General features: G+C 68.4%; 12 protein-coding genes and 1 pseudogene. 8 read left to right on the forward strand and 5 right to left on the reverse strand.

The genetic code is table 11. From position 1 onward, the window contains the following. Positions 1–693 (reverse strand): annotated as a pseudogene (locus tag LFM09_RS10645) (GH12 family glycosyl hydrolase domain-containing protein). 172 nt (positions 694–865) lie between these two features. On the opposite strand from LFM09_RS10645, the gene LFM09_RS10650 reads away from it, so the two are divergent. Then, positions 866–1885, forward strand: coding sequence for a LacI family DNA-binding transcriptional regulator (locus LFM09_RS10650; RefSeq protein ID WP_414096180.1), 1020 nt, complete (start codon positions 866–868; stop codon positions 1883–1885). Here the strand turns inward: LFM09_RS10650 and LFM09_RS10655 are convergent. Then, positions 1857–4517 (reverse strand): cellulose binding domain-containing protein, encoded by a 2661-nt coding sequence (locus LFM09_RS10655; RefSeq protein WP_414096181.1) that lies wholly within the window; start codon positions 4515–4517, stop codon positions 1857–1859. The two genes, LFM09_RS10650 and LFM09_RS10655, sit on opposite strands and share 29 nt — an antisense overlap. A gap of 66 nt (positions 4518–4583) precedes the next feature. Then, positions 4584–7448 (reverse strand): glycoside hydrolase, encoded by a 2865-nt coding sequence (locus tag LFM09_RS10660; protein ID WP_414096182.1) that lies wholly within the window; start codon positions 7446–7448, stop codon positions 4584–4586. A 21-nt stretch (positions 7449–7469) separates the two neighbouring features. Here LFM09_RS10660 and LFM09_RS10665 point away from each other — a divergent pair, with 21 nt between their 5' ends. Further along, positions 7470–7778, forward strand: coding sequence for a hypothetical protein (locus tag LFM09_RS10665; RefSeq protein WP_414096183.1), 309 nt, complete (start codon positions 7470–7472; stop codon positions 7776–7778). On the opposite strand, the gene LFM09_RS10670 is transcribed toward LFM09_RS10665, so the two are convergent. After that, on the reverse strand, positions 7775–9166 hold the full coding sequence (locus LFM09_RS10670; RefSeq protein WP_414096184.1) for a BNR repeat-containing protein: 1392 nt from the start codon (positions 9164–9166) through the stop codon (positions 7775–7777). The two genes, LFM09_RS10665 and LFM09_RS10670, sit on opposite strands and share 4 nt — an antisense overlap. 157 nt (positions 9167–9323) lie before the next feature. Between LFM09_RS10670 and LFM09_RS10675 the strand changes: the two genes are divergently transcribed. After that, entirely contained in the window at positions 9324–12986 is a 3663-nt protein-coding gene (locus tag LFM09_RS10675; protein ID WP_414096185.1) for a glycoside hydrolase family 2 TIM barrel-domain containing protein, read from the forward strand. 39 nt (positions 12987–13025) lie between these two features. Here LFM09_RS10675 and LFM09_RS10680 read toward each other — a convergent pair whose 3' ends face one another. Then, the gene (locus LFM09_RS10680) at positions 13026–13802 is read right to left on the reverse strand and encodes a family 16 glycosylhydrolase (protein ID WP_414096186.1); all 777 of its coding nucleotides are present in this window, start codon (positions 13800–13802) and stop codon (positions 13026–13028) included. Between the two features lie 149 nt (positions 13803–13951). Here LFM09_RS10680 and LFM09_RS10685 point away from each other — a divergent pair, with 149 nt between their 5' ends. Genes LFM09_RS10685 through LFM09_RS10705 form a run of 5 tightly spaced genes read left to right on the forward strand, consistent with a single transcriptional unit; the run spans position 13952 to position 18316 of the window. Then, complete coding sequence (locus LFM09_RS10685) at positions 13952–15469, forward strand: amino acid adenylation domain-containing protein (RefSeq protein WP_414096188.1); 1518 nt, start codon at positions 13952–13954, stop codon at positions 15467–15469. Next, entirely contained in the window at positions 15466–16695 is a 1230-nt protein-coding gene (locus LFM09_RS10690) for a hypothetical protein (RefSeq protein WP_414096189.1), read from the forward strand. Before LFM09_RS10685 ends, LFM09_RS10690 begins: the two co-directional genes overlap by 4 nt. 10 nt (positions 16696–16705) lie before the next feature. Further along, positions 16706–17479: an enoyl-CoA hydratase/isomerase family protein gene (locus LFM09_RS10695; protein WP_414096190.1), complete on the forward strand. Its 774-nt coding sequence runs from the start codon at positions 16706–16708 to the stop codon at positions 17477–17479. Between the two features lie 10 nt (positions 17480–17489). Then, positions 17490–17999, forward strand: coding sequence for a sigma-70 family RNA polymerase sigma factor (locus LFM09_RS10700; protein ID WP_414096329.1), 510 nt, complete (start codon positions 17490–17492; stop codon positions 17997–17999). Continuing rightward, positions 17996–18316, forward strand: a complete 321-nt coding sequence (locus LFM09_RS10705; RefSeq protein WP_414096191.1) for an anti-sigma factor family protein — start codon at positions 17996–17998, stop codon at positions 18314–18316. The genes LFM09_RS10700 and LFM09_RS10705 overlap by 4 nt, the downstream gene beginning before the upstream one ends. Positions 18317–18320 lie beyond the last annotated feature (4 nt).

An 18320-nucleotide genomic window follows, 5' to 3' on the forward strand; every position in this document is an offset into this window, starting at 1 on the left:
TCACCCGCCCGACACCGAGTAGCTGTTCGTGGTGAAGTTCTTGCCACCGCTGGACGACGTGATCTCGTAGCCGAACTGCACCTCGCCCACGGTGACGTCTCCCCACCAGCCGCGGCTGCGCAGCCAGTTCATGACGGCCTTGAGGTCCACCGAGCCGGCCGACGTGTTGGACGTGCGCAGGAACGAGAACACCGCGTTGGCACCGTTCGAACCGCGGTAGACGTCCCAGGTGTGGCCGCCGACGGAGAACGTGCCCTGGCGCGACCCGATGGCACCGACCGCACCGGTCCTGTTCATCCAGATCATGACCTCGTACGCGTTGTTGTTCGCCCAGATGTCGTAAGTGGTCGCGTAGGCGCCCGATCCGGGCACGCTGACGTTGAAGCTGCTGGTGAGCGAACCGATCGAGCTCAGGCGCCGGTTCAGCGCCTTGCCGGCGTGCGGGTAGGACTTCACCCCGCCGGTGTTGGGGTGGTCCGCCCAGACCCCTCAGTTGCTGTAGGAGTTCGCCCAGATCGTCTGCGGGCCGGCGCCGCCGCCCCAGATGTTGTTGCGGACGATGTAGCCGCCGTTGTTCCAGGTGCCCCACTTGTCCGACGACTGCCACGTCGCGGCGGACGCGGTGGGAGCACCCAGCGAGAACGCCAGTGTCGCGGCGAGTGCCGCCACCAGTGCACGCCCGAGATTGTTCATGGAACTTTTCCTTCCTGGAAATCGAAACGTTTCACCAGGAGGAAACATTAGCGTCGAATAAATCGAATGTGTCGCGAACAATTTTTCGACCTGTATTCGACGTCGACCTGCCGGGGATGTCAGACCCCGGCGCTAAAGTTGCCCGGACAACGACATGCGCCCGGGAGGCCGGTTGATCACCATCAAGGACGTCGCCAAGCACGCCGGTGTCGCCATCAGCACGGTGTCCTACGTGCTCAGCGGCAAGCGGCCGATCTCGGCGGCCACGTCGCAGCGCGTCCACCGCAGCATCAGCGAGCTGGGCTTCCACCCCAACGCGGGAGCCAGGGCGCTGGCCAGCAGCCGCACGAACGTCCTCGCGCTCGTCGTTCCACTGCGGACGGACCTGAACCTGCCGGTGATCATGCAGTTCGTGTCGTCGATCGTCACCGCCGCCCGCGGCCACGACTACGACGTCCTGTTGCTCACCAAGGAGTCCGGCGCCGACGAGGTGCACCGGGTGATCGCGTCCGCGCGGGCCGACGCGGTGATCGTGATGGACGTCGAGGCACGCGACCCGCGCATCTCCGGCCTGCGCGAGCTGGACGTGCCGGTGGTGCTGATCGGGGTGCCGGCCGACACCGCCTGGCTCAACTGCGTCGACCTCGACTTCGCGGCGAGCGGCGCGTGCACGGTGGAACACCTGGCCGGCCTCGGGCACCGCGCGGTCGGGCTGATCGGCTCCCCGCCTGCCGTCTACGAGCGCAAGACCGGCTATGCGAAGCGGTTCCTGTCCGGGTTCACCAAGTCCGCGCGCAAGCACGGCGTGACGGTGCACGTGCAGCCCTGCGCGCCGTCCTACACCGCCCTCAGCGCCTGCCTGGACAGTCTGCTGGAGTCCGAGCTCGCCATCACCGGGCTGGTGGTGCACAACGAGGCCGTGCTCGCGGACGTCGTGCTGGAGCTGCGGCGCCGCGACCGGCGGGTGCCGGAGGACATCTCGGTGATCGCGCTGTGCCCCGACGCCGTCGCCGCCACCCAGCCGGTGCCGCTCACGTCGGTCGCGGTCCCGGTCGAGGAGGTCGGCTCGATCGCGGTGGAGATGCTGATGCGCGGGCTGGCGGGCGAGCAGTCGCCCGAGGTGCGGCTGCTCGACCCGCAGGTGACCGATCGGGGCACCACGCTCACAGCACCGCACACGGCCGTTCGTTGAGGCTGAACGACACCGGCTTGGCGTTCGTCCCCGCCCAGCTCGCGGAGAACCCGAACCCGACGGTGCCGTTCGGCTTGATCTCCCTGTTGTAGCCCTGGTCGGCCACGGACACCGCAGCGCCGGTCTGGGTGAGCTTGCCGTTCCACAGCTGACTGATCACCTGGCCGTTGGCGAACGACCACTTCAGCGTCCACCCGCTGACGGCCGCCGTTGCGGTGTTGGTGATGTCGACACCGCCCTGGAACCCGCCCGGCCACTGGTTCTGCACGGTGTACTTCACCGAGCACCCGGTTTCGGGCTGCGGGCCGGTGGTCGTCGTGGTGGTTGTAGTCGTGGTGGTTGTAGTCGTGGTGGTGGGCGGGGTTCCGGTCGTCTCGCCGAGCACGACACCGCGTCCGTTGGTGCCGAGGTAGACACGGCCGTACACCCGCGGGTCCCCGGTGATGGCGTCCCCGATGTTGCCGTACTGGTGGCGGTCGTCGTTGATCCGCACCCAGCTCGCACCTGTGTCGTCGGATCGGAAGACGCCTTTGACACCACCGGTTTCACCGATCAGGTACAGCGCGGGATGAGCCCGTCCCGCGGCGGCCTTGCCGAAACCGATGTTGAGCGAGCTCGTGATGCCGGAGACCTTCGCGAAGGTCGCACCTGAGTCCGTGGACCGCCACAGGCCACCCGTGCCCGCGAGCCAGACGTCGCCCTCCCGGCCCGTCACCGCCTTGAAGCGCGCAGACGCGGGCAGCCCGGTCGCGGCCGACGTGGTGAAGGTGACCCCGCCGTTCGTGCTCACGTAGAACTTCCCGGCGGAGAAGCCGTAGAACTTCATCGGGTTCACCCGGTCCGACTCGACTACCGCGCCCGCCGGGATACCGGTCGACGCCGTCCACGAGTTGCCGAAGCCGGTCGCGTGGTGCACCCCGGTTCCTCCCGGGCTCCAGACGAACCTGCTGCCGTCGGCCGCCGCGGCCACGGTGCCGCCACCGGTGACACCACCCGGTTCCTGGCCCTGGAACCAGTTCGCGCCGCCGTCGGTGGAGAACGCCACCCGGTTGTCGTTGGGCCTGCCGATCTTGTCGAACTCGCCGGCGCGCACGATCGTCGCGGGGCTGAGCTCGGCGAAGTCCAGGCTGCGGGTGGTGGTGAAGTAGGGCTGCTGGAAGGTCCTGGCCGGCACCGCGTCCAGCCGGTCGTGCCGGAACCCGCCGATGTCACCGAGCGCGCTGATCAGCGGTGGCCCGGACGGCGGGCTGATCAGGTCGTTCACCGCGGTTTCCTCGAGTCCTGCCGCCATCGGCCGGATCGTGAACTGCGTGCCGCGGTCCCACGCCGTGAGGTCGGTGGTGCCGTAGATCGTCGCGCCCGTCCCGTACATCATCCGGTCGGAGTTGAACGGGTCGATCTCCACGGACTCGGTCATCCAGCCGAGCTTCGGCGAGACCTCCGGTGGTGCGGGGTTCGCGCCGAGGTCCAGCCACGGCGACGCGCTGATGTCCATCCGGTAGCGGAAGCTGCGGTTCGGATAGCTCGTCCAGTCCCACACGCGCGTCCACGTCGCACCGGAATCGGTGCTGCGGAAGAAGACCACGTCCGGCCACCAGGCGATCTGCGTGGCGACCATCAGCGTGCCGGGCTTCCTGCGGTCGACGGTCAGGCCGCTGTAGCCGAACGTGTTGTCGGCGCTGCTCGACGGCACGGGGCTGATCTGCGTCCACGCACCGGTCGCGGTGTTCAGCTTCCAGACGTCGCCTTTCCCACCGTCGTAAGGGCCTCCGGTGTCGCTCGTGGCGAGGTAGAGCGTGTCGCCTTCCAGAACTCCCTTGTGCGGCAGGAAACCCGTCGGTTGCCCCGCCACCCGTTCCCACGTCGTGCCGCCGTTCGTGCTGCGGTAGACGTTGTTCTCCTTGTCCGCGACGCCGACGTAGATGGTCCGGGTCGGCGTCGAAGCGTTTCCGGTGCGCGGGTCGAACGTCACCCACAGCACGCCCTGGTTGTCGTTGAGATACCCGTTGGGGTCGTTGGGGTCCTGGACGTAGTTGCCGGGGTTCGGGAACGCGGTGACCTTGCTCCACGTGACACCGAAGTCCGTGCTGCGCCACAGGCCGTTGCCGCTCGGCGCGCCGAAGTACAGCACGCTGTTGCGGTTCGGGTCGATCGCGAGCCGCTCCCCCGTGCCACGTCCCGGCATGTTGCCGCCGACCTTGAACGGCAGCGGCGTGCTCTGCCACGTGGTGCCGCGGTCCGAGGAGCGCAGGATCGCTCCGTTGTTCGGATCCCAGCTGTTGGTGTACATGCCGGCGGCGACGTACACGCGGTTCGGGTCGACGGCGTCGGTGGCGAGGCTCGCGACCCCGTTGAACCCCCAGTTGTCGAGGCCGACGTGGTCGAGCAGCGGGATCCACCTGTTCGTCTGCGGGTTCAACCGGTATGCGCCGCCGATGTCGGTGCGTGCGTAGACCAGGTTCGGCTCGCGCTGGTTGAACACGATGCCGGGCACGAACCCACCTCCGGCTATTTCCGCGTTGCCCCACGAGTAGGTCTCGGCCGCCACCTGACCCGCGCTCGTCGTGTGCGCCACCACGACGAGCGCGGCCGTCGTCACCGCCGCCAGTGCGCCTGCGAGAGCTCTCCGCATTGAGAATCCCTTCTCGCCGATTTCTGCGAATGGTGCCCCTCGCCCGCACGGCAATTCAAACAGAACTCAGATTTCGACTCGATTCGACTTCGCGAACACCTCGATCTCGCCAAGGGTGAGATATCCGGCTGGACGGGCGGTGAGCACGATCCGGACGGCGGTCACCGGTCCGGGCGGGCTCAGCGGCACCGCGGTCGCCGCCGGGGTGACCTCGATGTCTCCACTCGCGTCCGCCCAGGCACCGTCGGCCGTGCGCACCTGAACCTTCAGGCTCTGCGCGATACCTCCGTCACCGTCGCGATGGGAATGAACCGTGAGACGGGTGAGATCGCGTGCCTTCTGAAAGGTGAACGTGATCGTGTCGGACGGGTTCTTGGTGCCGGATTTCCAGTTCGACCACGCCTTCTCGTCCGTGACGCCGTTGCGCAGCCGGTCCGCGGAATAGCCGGACTCGGTGTACGTCGCCGTCACGGCCGCGTCCAGGGCGGCGTTCACCTCCACGGGTTCGGTGACCTCCACGACCGCGGTGGCCGGGACCGTGCTGCCGTCGACGATCTGAGCCCGCCCGGTCACGATCACCGTGCCGACCCGGTCGAACACCCCGCCGTCCCACGTGACGGGCAGCTCGGCCCGGCCACCCCGCTTGCCGATTCCCTCGACGGTGGAAGGAAGATCCGGCCGCCCGCCGACGTAAGTACCGGCACGGGCGGGAATCGTCGAGACGATCGTGTCGACCGTGACCACTGCCAGCGCGGACAGCTTCCGTCCCAACGGATCCGTCGCCGTTCCGCGCACCCGCACGGTGCCGGGCCGGTTCCACCGCACGTCGGACGGGAGCTCCCACGCCACGGGGAGGGCGCCTCGCCCGCCATCGCGGTGGACCGGTGTGACGGTGTGCGGCAGCGCGGGACGCAGCTTCGGGACGGTGAACACCGCGGCGTCCTCGGTCCGCAGCACGGTCTCGTCGGCCACGGTCCAGCGCTGGCTCGCACCCGACGTCGGGCCCTTCGCCGACACCGTCTCGCCGGTCGCGTCGATCAACCCGCCGGTGGCCGCGTTGACGAAGGTCCAGGTGCCGTCACCGGTCGTGGACATGATCCATTCCGCGGCGGGGTCCTTCGCCGACTGCAGCACCACGGCCTCGCCCGCCGCGGCCAGCCGGGTGCCGGAGACGGCGTTCACGATCTCGTACCGCTCGCGGTTCCCGTTGCCGCGGCTGAGCTTGCGCACCGCCCACAGCTGCCGCGCGCCGGCGGTGTCGGTCGTGCGGGCGACCACACGCGACCAGTCGTCGGACGGTTGCAGCGACTTCCCGCCCATGGCCAGCCGGTACACGTGGTCCGGCTGGATCAGCGCGGCGTCCCCGGACACTCCGGAGACACCGTCGACGAGGAACGTGGTGACCGACTTCGCCGGCACCGCGAGCGTCGCCGAACCGCCGGAAACACGTACCGGCTTGCCGCGCACCAGAGCACCCTCCGCGCTCGTGACCACCGGGGTCACCCGCGCGGTCGTCGAAACGCTTCGGAACCGGGAGAGGTCGAGGGTGACCGCACGGGCTGCGGAGCCGTTGTTGACGTGCACGACGCTGGCACCTCGGTCGAAGCGTTTCACCGCGGCGACGGTCGACGGGTCGTCGGTCTTGACGAACCTGTCACCGGGCCGCACGAAGTGGGTGAAGTTGCGGATGGTGTTGAACTTGGTGTTGGTCCTGATCGGGCAGGACTCCGGGGTGTCGATCGCCGTGCAGTTGAACGGGATGTGGATGCTGCCCCAGTTCTTGCCGGCTGCCTGCTGCGGGATCGAGTCCTCGATCGGCTGCCAGAACACCCAGGCCGACGGTTCGAGCTCGCGGATGTCCTCGAGCATCCGGGTCGCCATGCCCAGACCGGGTTCCATGCCCACGTAGTCGGTGGTGCCGTTGCCCCACGTGCCCTCGACCTCGCTCATCCAGAGCTTCTCGCCGGCACCCTTGGCGATGTCGCGCACGCTGGTGCGCTGGCCGGTGCCGTAGGTGTGCACGTTGAGCTGGTCGATCACCTCACGTGCCGGGCCGTAGCCGTTCCAGTTGCGCACGAACGTGCCGGGGTTGGTTTCGTCCATTGCGGACACTCCGACGTCCGACTTCAGCCGGTCGAGCGCACGCCGTGACGCGAGCAGAACCTCCTGTTGCAGTTCGGGTCCCGCGTGAGCGCCCTCCTGTCGTCCACCGGTGGGCTGGCCGTCCGGTCCGATCTGGGTGCCCCAGTAGTTCGTGTTGGGCTCGTTCAACGGGGCGAGGGTGTCGAACTTGATGCCGTGCGCGCGCTCCAGCTGCTGGGTGACCCGCGCCAGGTAGGTGGCGAAGTCGTCGACGCGGTCCCTGCGGATCTGGTCGGTGTTCGCGTCGAAGCCACCGGAGACGTAACCGCTGACGGTCTGGAACCACGGCGGTGAGTTGCTGAACGCCTCCCACCTCGTGACCTTGCGCTTGATCTGGTCGACCCACCAGCGCTGGTTGGCGTCCGCGCCGAAGTTCCAGTGGCCGGGGTTGTCGGCCCGCCACCAGTCCACGTCGGTGCGTGTGGTGCCGGGAGGCGCCTTCCAGAAGCCCTCCATCGTCGCGCCGGCCTTCATGTAGTCCTTGCGGACGTCCGGTGCGTTGCCGCCGCCGATGTTGTAACGGGCGATGTTCAGCCGCAACCCGTCCTCGCCGAACAGCAGGTCGACGAGCCTGCGGCGGACGGGCTCGGGGTAGCCGCCTGTCACGTTGGCGAACCACACCAGGCTCGTTCCCCAGCCCTCGAACTCCGGCTGCTGGTAGGACGGGTCGACCCGGACCGTGACCCCGTGCTGCGGCAACGGTTCCGCGAACGCGGCCGTGGGCACGGCGAACATCCCCGCACCCACGGCCAGACACAGCGCGAACGCTGCCAGACGTGCGATTGTCATGTACGTCCTTCTCAGTAGACCTTGATCTCCGTCATCTCGGTCCGGAACCCGGCTGCGTGCGTCATCACCACCCGCAGCCGCTGTGTGCCGACCGGGGTGAACTGGACGAGGTTGTGGTTCGCGCGCGGCGCCGCCGGTGTCCTGGTCTGCCCGGCGACGTCGGCCCATCCGCTGCCGTTCCAGCACTGGACCTGGTACGAGGCCGGCGTCCGACAACGGTTGCTCGGCACGACCGCCGTGACGCACCTGTTCGCGGCGCTCTCCGGCACGCCTGCCAGTGGTGTCGTCCGGCAGCCGTGCCGGTTGGTCGTGCGCGAGTCCACCGCCTAGCCGAGCCGGAAGTCGGCGACACGGATCGCCGACGGTGTCGTGCCGGTGGAGACCTGCTGGTACTGCACGGACAGGATCCCTTGCGACGCAACGCGCGACGTGTCGACGTTGACCTCGCCGAAGGCCTGCAGCGACGGCCGGTCGAACACGGTCGTCCAGTCGGTCCAGCCGCTCGCCTTGGTGGCAGCCACGATCTTGCCGCGCGGCATCACCAGGTACGCGTTGTCGTTGCGATCGAGCACGATCTTGGTGCGCTGGGTGTGGTTCGGCGGGATCGGCACCTCCATCTTGGTCCACTTCCCGTCGGCGCCGCGGAAGACGTGGAACGTGCGGCCGTACTGCGCGCGCTGCTGGGCGTAGTTCGAGACGCACTGGGTGAAGCGGCCGGGCACGTAGCTGATCACCACGTGCGGCCGGCCGCTCGTGTCCACCGCCTGGCTCTCCTGGTTCATCAGGCCGTGGTTCGGGTCGAGCGGGTCGGCCACCAGTCCCGGCGAGGTGACGCCGACCGGGGTACCGCCGGTCGTGCCGACGACGGTTCCCGCACCGTTGCCCCAGGTCCGGCCGCGGTCGTCGCTGTAGACGTAGCCGGTGTCGTGGTTGGTGAGCCCGCCCGAGTTGCACAGCACGCCGGTGTTGCCTTCACGCCAGGTGAAAGCGGCGTGCAACCGTCCACTTCGGTCGTAGTTCAGACCGTGCAGGTACATGTTGCGGGTGGTCGACACGACGCCGTTCGGCCCGGTGTACGAGCCCGTCGCGGACGACCAGCCACCGAGCTTGCGCCAGGTGCCACCGGAGTACTCGGCCAGTTCGTTGACGCCGTTGCCGGAACCACCGCTGCGGTAGCTGAACTGCAGCCTGCCCTCGGGCGTCACGACGAACTGCGGGTAGGTCATCGAACCGAGCTCGACGGTCCCGAGCGTTCGCTGCACCGCACCGAACGACTCCGCGCTCCACCGCTGCGCGCCGATCGCCAGTCCCGGCTTCGAGCGGAAGTAGAACAAGCGCGTGTTGTGCGTGTCGAGCGCGACGTGGATCGTGTTGTCCTGCGGGGAGATTCCCAACGAGATCACGTTGTGCGAGTCGTCGGCGCTGAGCCGGTGCGGCAGGACCACGGCCTCCCAGCGGGTGCCGCCGACGCTCCTGCGCGCGATCACGGCGTTGCGGCTCGCGGTGTACCAGGTGGCGTACTGGCGTCCCTGGTAGGTGAGGATCGCGTCCTGCTGGAACGAGTTGTTGTTCACCACCCCGTCGTACGAGACGAAGTACAGCGCCGAGGGATCGAGCAGCATGTCCCCCACGAGGCTCACGCCCGGTGCCGCGTGAGCGATCCCCGGCACGGACAGAGAGGCGGCGACAACGGCCGCGGTCAGCAGGCGAGCGATCATGCCCTCGGAGCGTGCTGTCGAACGAAATCGAACACAAGGGACGAACCATTCGATAACAACGCGTGGGTGTGAACGGCGCGGACCACGCGGCCCCTTGTCGCCCCCCAGCACCGACTGTTCACTTGTGTGCACTTATGTCTGAACATGGAGGTTCAGCGTGCGGCGCGCGATTGTTCTTGCGACAGTCTTGTTGGTTGCGGCAGGTTCGACGACACCGATCGCCGCCGCCGTCGATCCCCCTCCCGACGTGCACACCTATCTCGAAGATCCGCGGAAGATCGCCGAGGGACAGGAGCCGCACCACGCGTTCCTGCGCCAGGAGCCGGAGTTCACGCGCACGCTCGACGGCAAATGGCGCATCGCCATGGCGGACAAGCCTTCCGACGTACCGGCACGGTTCTACTCCGACGACTACGACACGTCCGGCTGGCGCACGGTGAACGTGCCGCACACCTGGCAGACCGACGGCCTGGACCACCCGATCTTCCGCAACATCGCCACCGAGGTGCAGCCGGACGACCCGCCGCGCGTCCCCCGCGACATCAACCCGACCGGCGCGTACGTCCGCGACTTCGACGTGCCCGCCGACTGGACGAAGCGCGCGACGTTCGTGCGGTTCGAGGGCGTGACGTCCGCCTACCTCCTGTGGGTCAACGGGAAGTACATCGGCTACGACCAGGGTGGCTACACCCCGGCGGAGTTCGACATCTCCTCCGTGCTGCGACCGGGCCGCAACAAGATCGCCGTGCAGGTGCACCGCTGGAGCGCGGGCTCCTACCTGGAGGACTACGACCAGTGGCGGTACTCGGGCATCTTCCGCTCGGTGTCGCTCTATTCGACGCCCAAGGCGTTCATCCAGGACGCCACGCTGAAGACCGATCTCGACGTCACCTACACCGACGCGACCCTCACGGCGGACGTCGAGCTCCGCGGCATCACGAGCACACACCGCCTCACGGCCGTCCTGCGCGACTCTCGCGGAGGCGAAGTCACTTCGACGAGCCAGGAAGTGTCCGGCAGCACCGCGCGCCTGACGTTGCCCGTGCGCAACCCGGCCAAGTGGACCGACGAGACGCCGAACCTCTACACCGTGGTGTTGACGCTCACCTCGCCGGACGGCACGAGCCACGTCGTCAGCGACACCACCGGTTTCCGTGAGATCGAGATCCGCGACCGGACGTTGCTGGTCAACGGCAAGCGCGTGCTGTTCAAGGGCGTCAACCGGGCCGAGACCGACCCAGACCACGGCCGGCACGTGCCCCGCGCGGCCCAGGAACGCGACGTGGCGCTGATGGAGCAGCTCAACGTCAACGCCGTCCGCACCTCGCACTACCCGAGCGACCCGTACTTCTACGAGCTCGCCGACAGGCACGGCATCTGGATCGACGACGAGGTCGACATCGAGACCCACAACCACGAGAACTGCACGCGGTGGTGCCAGGCGAACCAGCCGGAGTGGCGCGACACGTTCATGGACCGGCTCATCGGCATGGTCGAGCGCGACAAGAACCACCCCAGCGTCTTCATGTGGGACACCGGCAACGAGGCCGGCCTCGGCGCGCACCACTACGAGATGGCGAAGTGGCTCAAGGCCAACGACCCGTCGCGGCCGATCTACCACCAGTCGAACAACCCGGACGGTGACGCGCCGTTCGCCGACGTGTGGGGGCCGCGCTACCCGTCGCCGGAGCGGTTCGCCGAGCAGGCCAAGAGCACGACCAAGCCGTTGATCTTCGGCGAGTACGCGCACGCGATGGGCAACAGCCTCGGCAACTTCCGCGAGTTCTGGGACATCATCCGGGCCAACCCGCAGACCCAGGGCGGGTTCATCTGGGACTGGGCCGAGCAGAACATCAAGCAGAAGACGCTGATCACCCCGGACACGTCCGGTAACAACATCACCGCGTTGCTCTCCGGCGCGCCGAAGCTCGTCGACGGCCACCGCGGCAAGGCGCTGTCGTTGTCGGGGCTGGACGACTTCGTCGAGGTCTACCGCGACCGCAAGCTCGACATCACCGGCACGGCGCTGACGCTGGACGCGTGGGTGAAGCCAGGTGAGTGGACCGGGCAGTTCCCGATCATCGCGAAGGGCGACCACCAGTGGACGCTCAAGATGAAGAACGAGACCACGCTGGAGTTCTTCATCCACAGCGGCACGTGGCGGGCGGTGCAGGCGAAGGTGCCCGCCGACTTCTACGGCAAGTGGCACCGGGTCAGCGGCACTTATGACGGCACCGCGGTCCGGCTGTACATCGACGGCACCGAGGTCGGCAGCCTTCCGTTCAGCGGCCCGATCGACTACTCCGCCGCCGACGTGAACATCGGCCGCGACTTCGAGATGTCGTGGAACGACCCGTCGAACGTCGGCCGGCTGTCCCGCGGTGACGTCGACGACGTGCGGATCTACAACAGGGCGCTCTCGCCGGCCGAGCTGAACGCTTCGACTCCCGCCGGTGGAGCCGTGCTGGCGCTCGACTTCGACCGCGTGCAGGACAAGGGCACGCACTTCGCGTACGGGTCCACGCTGTCCGGTGTGGACGGACTGATCGGCACGGATCGGGCGCTCCAGCCCGAAACCGTGCAGATGGCGTGGGCCCACCAGCCGATCCGGTACGCCTACTCCGGTGGCGTGCTGTCGGTGACCAACGAACGGCAGTTCACCGGCACCGACGACTTGACGCTGCGCTGGCGGGTCACCGAGGGATCGCGCATGGTCAAGAGCGGCGAACAACCGTTGCGGGTCGCCAGCGCTTCGACTGCTCGGATCTCACTGCCGGTTCCGGTCAACGACGCCGACCGCGAGCGGTTCCTGACCGTCGAAGCGGTTACCTCCGGGCACGTGCTCGCGCACGACCAGTTCTCACTGGGTGGCAGCCGGGTGCCCGGCCTGGACAAGGCGCCGCTCGACTGGGCTGTCGTCTTCACCCAGGAGGACGCCGCCAAGGTCACCGCGACCGCGGCCGGCACGACCTACACGGTCGACAAGAAGACCGGTGCGTTGACGTCGATCAAGTCGTGGGGCCGGGAGCTGCTCACCAGCGGGCCGAAGCTCGACGCGTGGCGCACGCCGATCAGCAACGAGACGTACACGTGGGGCCGCGCGGAGGGCGAGGACTGGCGCAAGGCCGGCCTCGACCGGCTGGAGACCAGTGTGACCGGGGTTCGCGTGGAGAAGGACGGTCACAAGGCCACGCGGATCATCGTGGACAGCACGGTGGCCGCGCCCGGTGTGAGCGGGGCGTGGTTCGACCAGACGATGGTCTACTCGGTGGACTCCGCCGGTGTGCTGCGGCTCGGGCACCGGGTGACGCCGCAGGGCTCCCTGCGGACACTGCCCTACCTGCCGCGCATCGGTGTCCAGCTGTCCGTGCCGGACCGCTACTCCGAGTTCTCCTGGTACGGCCGGAAGGCGGAGAGCTACGTCGACCGCAAGGACGGCACGCCGATCGGGGTGCACACCAGCTCGGTGGCCGACCAGTACGTCGAGTACCACCGCCCGCAGGACCACGGCAACCACACCGACACCCGGTGGGCGCTGCTCACCGACGGCCGGACGTCCGGCTTGCTGGTGTCGGGCGCGAAGGACGTCAGCGTGACGCAGTACGACGACCTCGAACGGGCCGCGTACCCGTTCATGTTGCAGCGCAACAAGGGGTACTTCACGCTGCACGCCGATCATGCCGTGACCGGTGTCGGTGACACGCCGAACCCGGTGCGGCAGCGCAGCCAGGTGCGTCCAGACGTCACCTACGAGTACACGCTCACGATGCGGCCGCTGACCTCGCAGGAGGCCTGGTCGGGGCGTCCGGCCGGAGCGTGATCGAGGGGTGGCCCCGGAGTTCGCCGGGGCCACCTCGCTTCACGCCCGCGTACGTCCTATGTAGACGTTGCGTGCCCGGTAGATCGTGTCCGCGGTCGGACCGGGGCTGCCGGACGAGCCCTCCATCTGCAGGTTGATGATGACCCACAGCGGTTTGCCGACGAAGTTCTTCCCGGTGTGCTGGGCGATCCACTTGCCGTCGAGGTAGTAGTGGATGTCGACGTCGGTGTTGTTCACCTTCGTGATCCACGCCCGGTAGGTGTGCCACGAGCCGGGCGAGGACACCCCGACGATCGAGCTCGACACGTCGCTGGACGTCCGGAAGGTGTTGAACCAGTTCCGGTTGTCACCCTTGAACTCCAGGACGTCGCTCTCCGGCGGCCAGCTGTTGACCCCGGTCAGCCAGAACGCGGGCCACGTGCCACGGGCCGACGGCGCCTGGAAGTCGCCCTTCACCTCCCAGTTGGGGAACTGGTCGTTCACGACGACGTGCTCCTTGGCGTGGATCGCGCCGGAGTGGTAGCGGATGGGCAGGTGCGGGTCGGCGCCGCTGTTCCCCTCGTCCCAGGAGATCCTCGTCGCCTTCAACGTCAGCACACCTCCGGACAGCGACACGTGGTTGTGGTCGGTGGCGCTCGCGTACATCCGGGCGGTGCCGTTGTGGTCGGACCCCCACGGATAGCGGTAGTTCCACTCCGACTGGAGCGCGCCGTAACTGGCGAAGGAACCGGTTCCGATCACGTCCTCCCACGTGGCCGCCTGAGCGGTACCGGGGACCGTGATCACGAGGACGAGTACTGCCGCTGCGATTCTCATTTTTTCACTGTGAACCACGAAGTTGCTGTGGCATAACAGCTTCGTCGATTCGATGAATGTTCGACTCGACGTGAACGATCTGCGGGTGTGTCTCGTTCAGAACGGGTGACCACGCTTCGCTCCCGGAAGGGAACCCCGCAGTGAAAGCCGTGTTCCTCGAATCTGCCCTGCGCGACCTGCCGCCGTCCGACCGCGCGTTGTTCCAGTCGTTCGGCGCCGGACCCGTCCGGACTCCGCCGTTCCACCACATCCACCACGCGGTGGAGAAACAGGCCGTGCGGCAACCGGACCGCACGGCCGTGGAGCACCTCGGCGAGTCGATGACCTATGCGGAACTGAACCGCAGAGCCGAACTGCTCGCCGAGTTCCTCATCCGCGCCGGGGTGCGTCCCGGCGACCGCGTGGGCCTGTTCCTCACCCGGTCGATCTCGATGGTCGTCGGCATTCTGGGCGTGCTCAAAGCGGGTGCCGCTTATGTTCCACAGGACGTGCGCATCGCACCCGAAGTCCATTTGCGACACATCGTTCGCACCGCGCGCATCGATTTCGTGCTCACCACGAGCGCTCACGAGTTGCCGGATGATCTCGGGAAGATCATCGCGATCGACCGCGTACCCGACGCCACGTCGTTCTGCCGCACGATCACCGAGGACTCGGACATCGCGGCCGTCATCTTCACCTCCGGCACCACCGGCCGGCCCAACGGCGTGCAGGTCTCGCACGCCAACCTGTGCAACGTCCTGCTGACCGCACCCGGAAGCCTCCAGATCACGCCGGGAACCAGGGTGTCGCAGCTGCTGAACATCGCGTTCGACATGGCGATGTGGGAGGTCCTCGGCACGCTGGCGAACGGCGGCACGCTGGTCATCCGCAGTGACGACATCGAACAGACGGCGCGCACCGTCGACGTCGTCATCGCCACGCCCAGCGTGCTGGCGTCGCTCGATCCCGCTGTCTGCCAAGGGGTCCGCACGGTCGCGGTGGCCGGTGAGAGATGCCCGCAGGCTCTGGCCGAAACGTGGTCACGGCAGGCCGTCTTCCACAACTCGTGCGGGCCGACCGAGGTGACCATCGTCAACACCGTTCAGCGCTACCGGCCCGGCGGTCAGCTCACGATCGGCCGGCCGGTGCCGAACACGACCGTGTACGTGCTCGACGAGAACCTGCGACCGTGCCGCATCGGCCAGATCGGCGAGATGTGGGCCGGCGGCGTGTGCGTGACCGCCGGCTATCTGGGTGATCCCGAGCTGACGGCCGAGCGCTACCGGCCCGACCCGTTCCTGGGCGGCGAGCACCGGATGTTCCGCACGCGCGACCTCGGCCGGTGGACGCGCGACGGCCAGCTGGAGCACCACGGCCGCACCGACGACCAGGTCAAGGTGCGCGGGTTCCGGGTCGAGCTGGACGCCGTGACGTCGGCGCTCGAACGCGCGGTGGACTGCGCGCGGGCGACGACGTTGCTGCACAACGGCAAGCTCGTCGGGTTCATCAGCCCTGCCGGCGCGGTACCCGAGCAGGCCCGCAGAGCGGTGGCGGAGCGGCTGCCGTACTACTGCGTGCCCACGTTGATCGTGCCGGTCGACACGCTGCCGACCACGGACCGCGGCAAGGTGGACAGGCGGGCGCTTCTGTCGCGTTTGGACGGACAGGAGGAGACGGTGGCATGACCTCAGTCGACGCCGTCAGGCTGCCGCCGGCCGACCGCTCCTGGCGCACGATCCTGCGCAGGAGGCCGTTCACCCATCACAACCGGCTCGTCGCCCTCGTCGTGCTGGCCAACCTCGGGTTCGCCGGCTGGTGGGGTGATGCCGAACGGCTGACCGCCCTGGTCGTCGCCAACCTCACCCTGGCCGCCCTCGTCCGCCAGCAGCTCGTGATCAACCTGTTCTTCCGGCTCGCCACCAGCGCGCCGACCCGCTGGCCGTTGCGGATCCGCTGGACGCTGGGCAAGGTCTACCACTTCGGCGGCCTGCACGTCGGTGCCGCGATCTGCGCCACCGCCTGGTTCCTCGTGCTCGCCGTCACGACGACGGGACCACCGCTCGTCCTCGCGCTGACCTGGACGATCATGGCGGTGCTCGGCGCGCTAGTCGTGCTCGCGTTGCCCCGGCTGCGGGCCGGGCACCACGACCTGTTCGAGCGGTCGCACCGATTTGGCGGGTGGGCGGTGCTTGTGCTGTTCGGCCTGCTGGCGGCCGTGTCGAACCCCGTCTTCCTCTGGCCGCTCGCCCTCGTGGTGGCCAGTGTGGCGGCGCCGTGGTTGCGGCTGCGGCGAGTTCCGGTGCACATCGACAGCCCGTCAGCGCACGTCGCGCTCGTCTCGTTCGACCACGGCGTCACGCCGTTCGCGGGTTCGTCGACGACGGTGAGCCGCAACCCGTTGCTGGAGTGGCATTCGTTCGCCAACGTCCCGGCGCCGGGCCGCAGCGGCTTCCGGCTCACGATCTCCCGCGCGGGCGACTGGACGGCCCGGTTCATCGCCGACCGGCCGGGTCACGTGTGGGTCAAGGGCATTCCGACCGCCGGGGTCGGCAACATCGACAAGCTGTTCACCAGGGTGGTGTGGGTCGCGACCGGCAGCGGCATCGGCCCCTGCCTGCCCCACCTGCTGGCCGCCGACACGCCGTCCGTGCTGGTGTGGTCGACCCGCAACCCGCGCCGCACGTACGGGGACGCACTGGTCGACGAGATCCTCGGTGTCCAGCCCGACGCCGTTGTCTGGGACACCGAGAGCCGCGGCAAGCCGGACCTGGTCGCGCTCGCGTACGAGGCTTCGAAGCGCTTCGACGCGGAAGCGGTCATCTGCATCTCCAACAAACCCACCACCTGGCACGTCGTCGAAGAGCTGGAGGCCAGGGGGATCCCGGCCTACGGCGCGATCTGGGACTCGTGAGGAGACCACTGTGGACTATCAGACACTCGCACTCGACGAGCACGACGGCGTCCTCACCGTGACCGTCCACCGTCCGCCCGCGCGCAACGCGTTGTCCCAGCGGACTCTCACCGAACTGCGCCATCTCCTCACCCATCTCGTGGTCCCACGCGGGGTGCTGCTCTCGGGTTCGGAAGGGCCGGCGTTCATCGCCGGAGCGGACATCCGCGAGATGGCGGCCATGACGCCGGAGGAGGGCGAGACGTTCGGCGCGCTGGGCCAGGAGGTGACCCGGCTGCTCGAACGGCTGCCGGTGCCCGTGATCGCCTGCGTCGACGGCTACGCGCTCGGCGGCGGCTGCGAGATGGCCATGGCGTGCGACTTCGTCTACGCCACCCGCAAGGCCGTGTTCGGTCAGCCGGAGGTGCTGCTGGGTCTCATCCCCGGCTTCGGCGGCTGCGTCCGGCTGTTCCGCCGGGTCGGTGTGGCCAAGGCGCGCGAGCTGATCTACTCCGGGCGCCGCGTGGACGCGGTCGAAGCGCATCGACTCGGGCTCGTGAACGAGGTCTTCGACAGCCGCGAGGAGATGTTCACCGCCGCCCGGCGAGTGCTCGCCGACATCGCCGCCAACTCCCCCACCGCGGTCTCGGCCTGCAAGTCGGTGATCAACGCGGTCGACGGCCTGGGGGTCGACGACGGGCTGAAAGTCGAGCTCGAAGCGTTTCGACATGCGTTCACCACCACCGACATGCGTGAGGGCACAGCGGCGTTCTTGGCCAAGCGCACGCCTGAGTTCCGAACCTAGGGGGTGCGCCATCAACAACGACCACAGCACTCTCCTGCGCGCATTGCACGACGGTCATGCCCAGGCTCTCTGGCGGTACGCACTCCGCCTCACCGGCAACAAGGAGCTCGCCGAGGACGTCGTCCAGGAGGCCCTGCTGCGCGCGTGGTGCAACCCGGACATCCTCGAACAGGGCACCGCGGCGTCCAGGGCGTGGATCTACGCCGTGGCCCGCAACTTCGCCATCGACGAGTGCCGCAGCGCCCGCGCCCGCTGGGAGATCGGCTCGGCCAGCCCGCCCGAGCGCCCGAGGTCCGACCACACCGACACGACGCTGGACACCTGGCTGATCGCCGACGCGCTGTCCCAGCTCAAACCCGAGCACAGGGTGGTGATCGTGCGGGCGTACTACCGGAGTGAGTCGATCGCCGAGCTGGCCGAGGCGCTGGGTGTGCCACCGGGAACGGTGAAGTCGCGCCTGCACTACGGCCTGCGCGCGCTGCGGCTCGCGCTGGAGGAGAACGGGGTGACCGGGCGGTGACGTGCCCGTTCCGCGAGTGGGACGTGGCCTACGTGCTGGGGTCGCTGTCCTCCGGTGACCGGCACACCTATGAACGCCACCTCACCGCGTGCCCGTCGTGTGAACACGAGGTGTGCCGGCTGACGGGGACGGCAGGTCTCCTGGCCCGCGTGCCCGCCGAGTGGGCGGTCGAGTCGCTGGCCGCCCCGCCGGTACCGGCCACGGTGCTGCCCGGTCTCGCACGAGCGGCGCGACTGCGGCGCCTGCGGGTCACGACGACAACTGTCCTGGTCGCAGCCATGATCGGCGCCGTCCTCGCGTTCTGCCTCTGCCCGTGAACAC

Origin of the sequence: Lentzea alba (assembly GCF_047445655.1) — a bacterium.
Taxonomy (GTDB): Bacteria; Actinomycetota; Actinomycetes; order Mycobacteriales; family Pseudonocardiaceae; genus Lentzea; species Lentzea alba_A.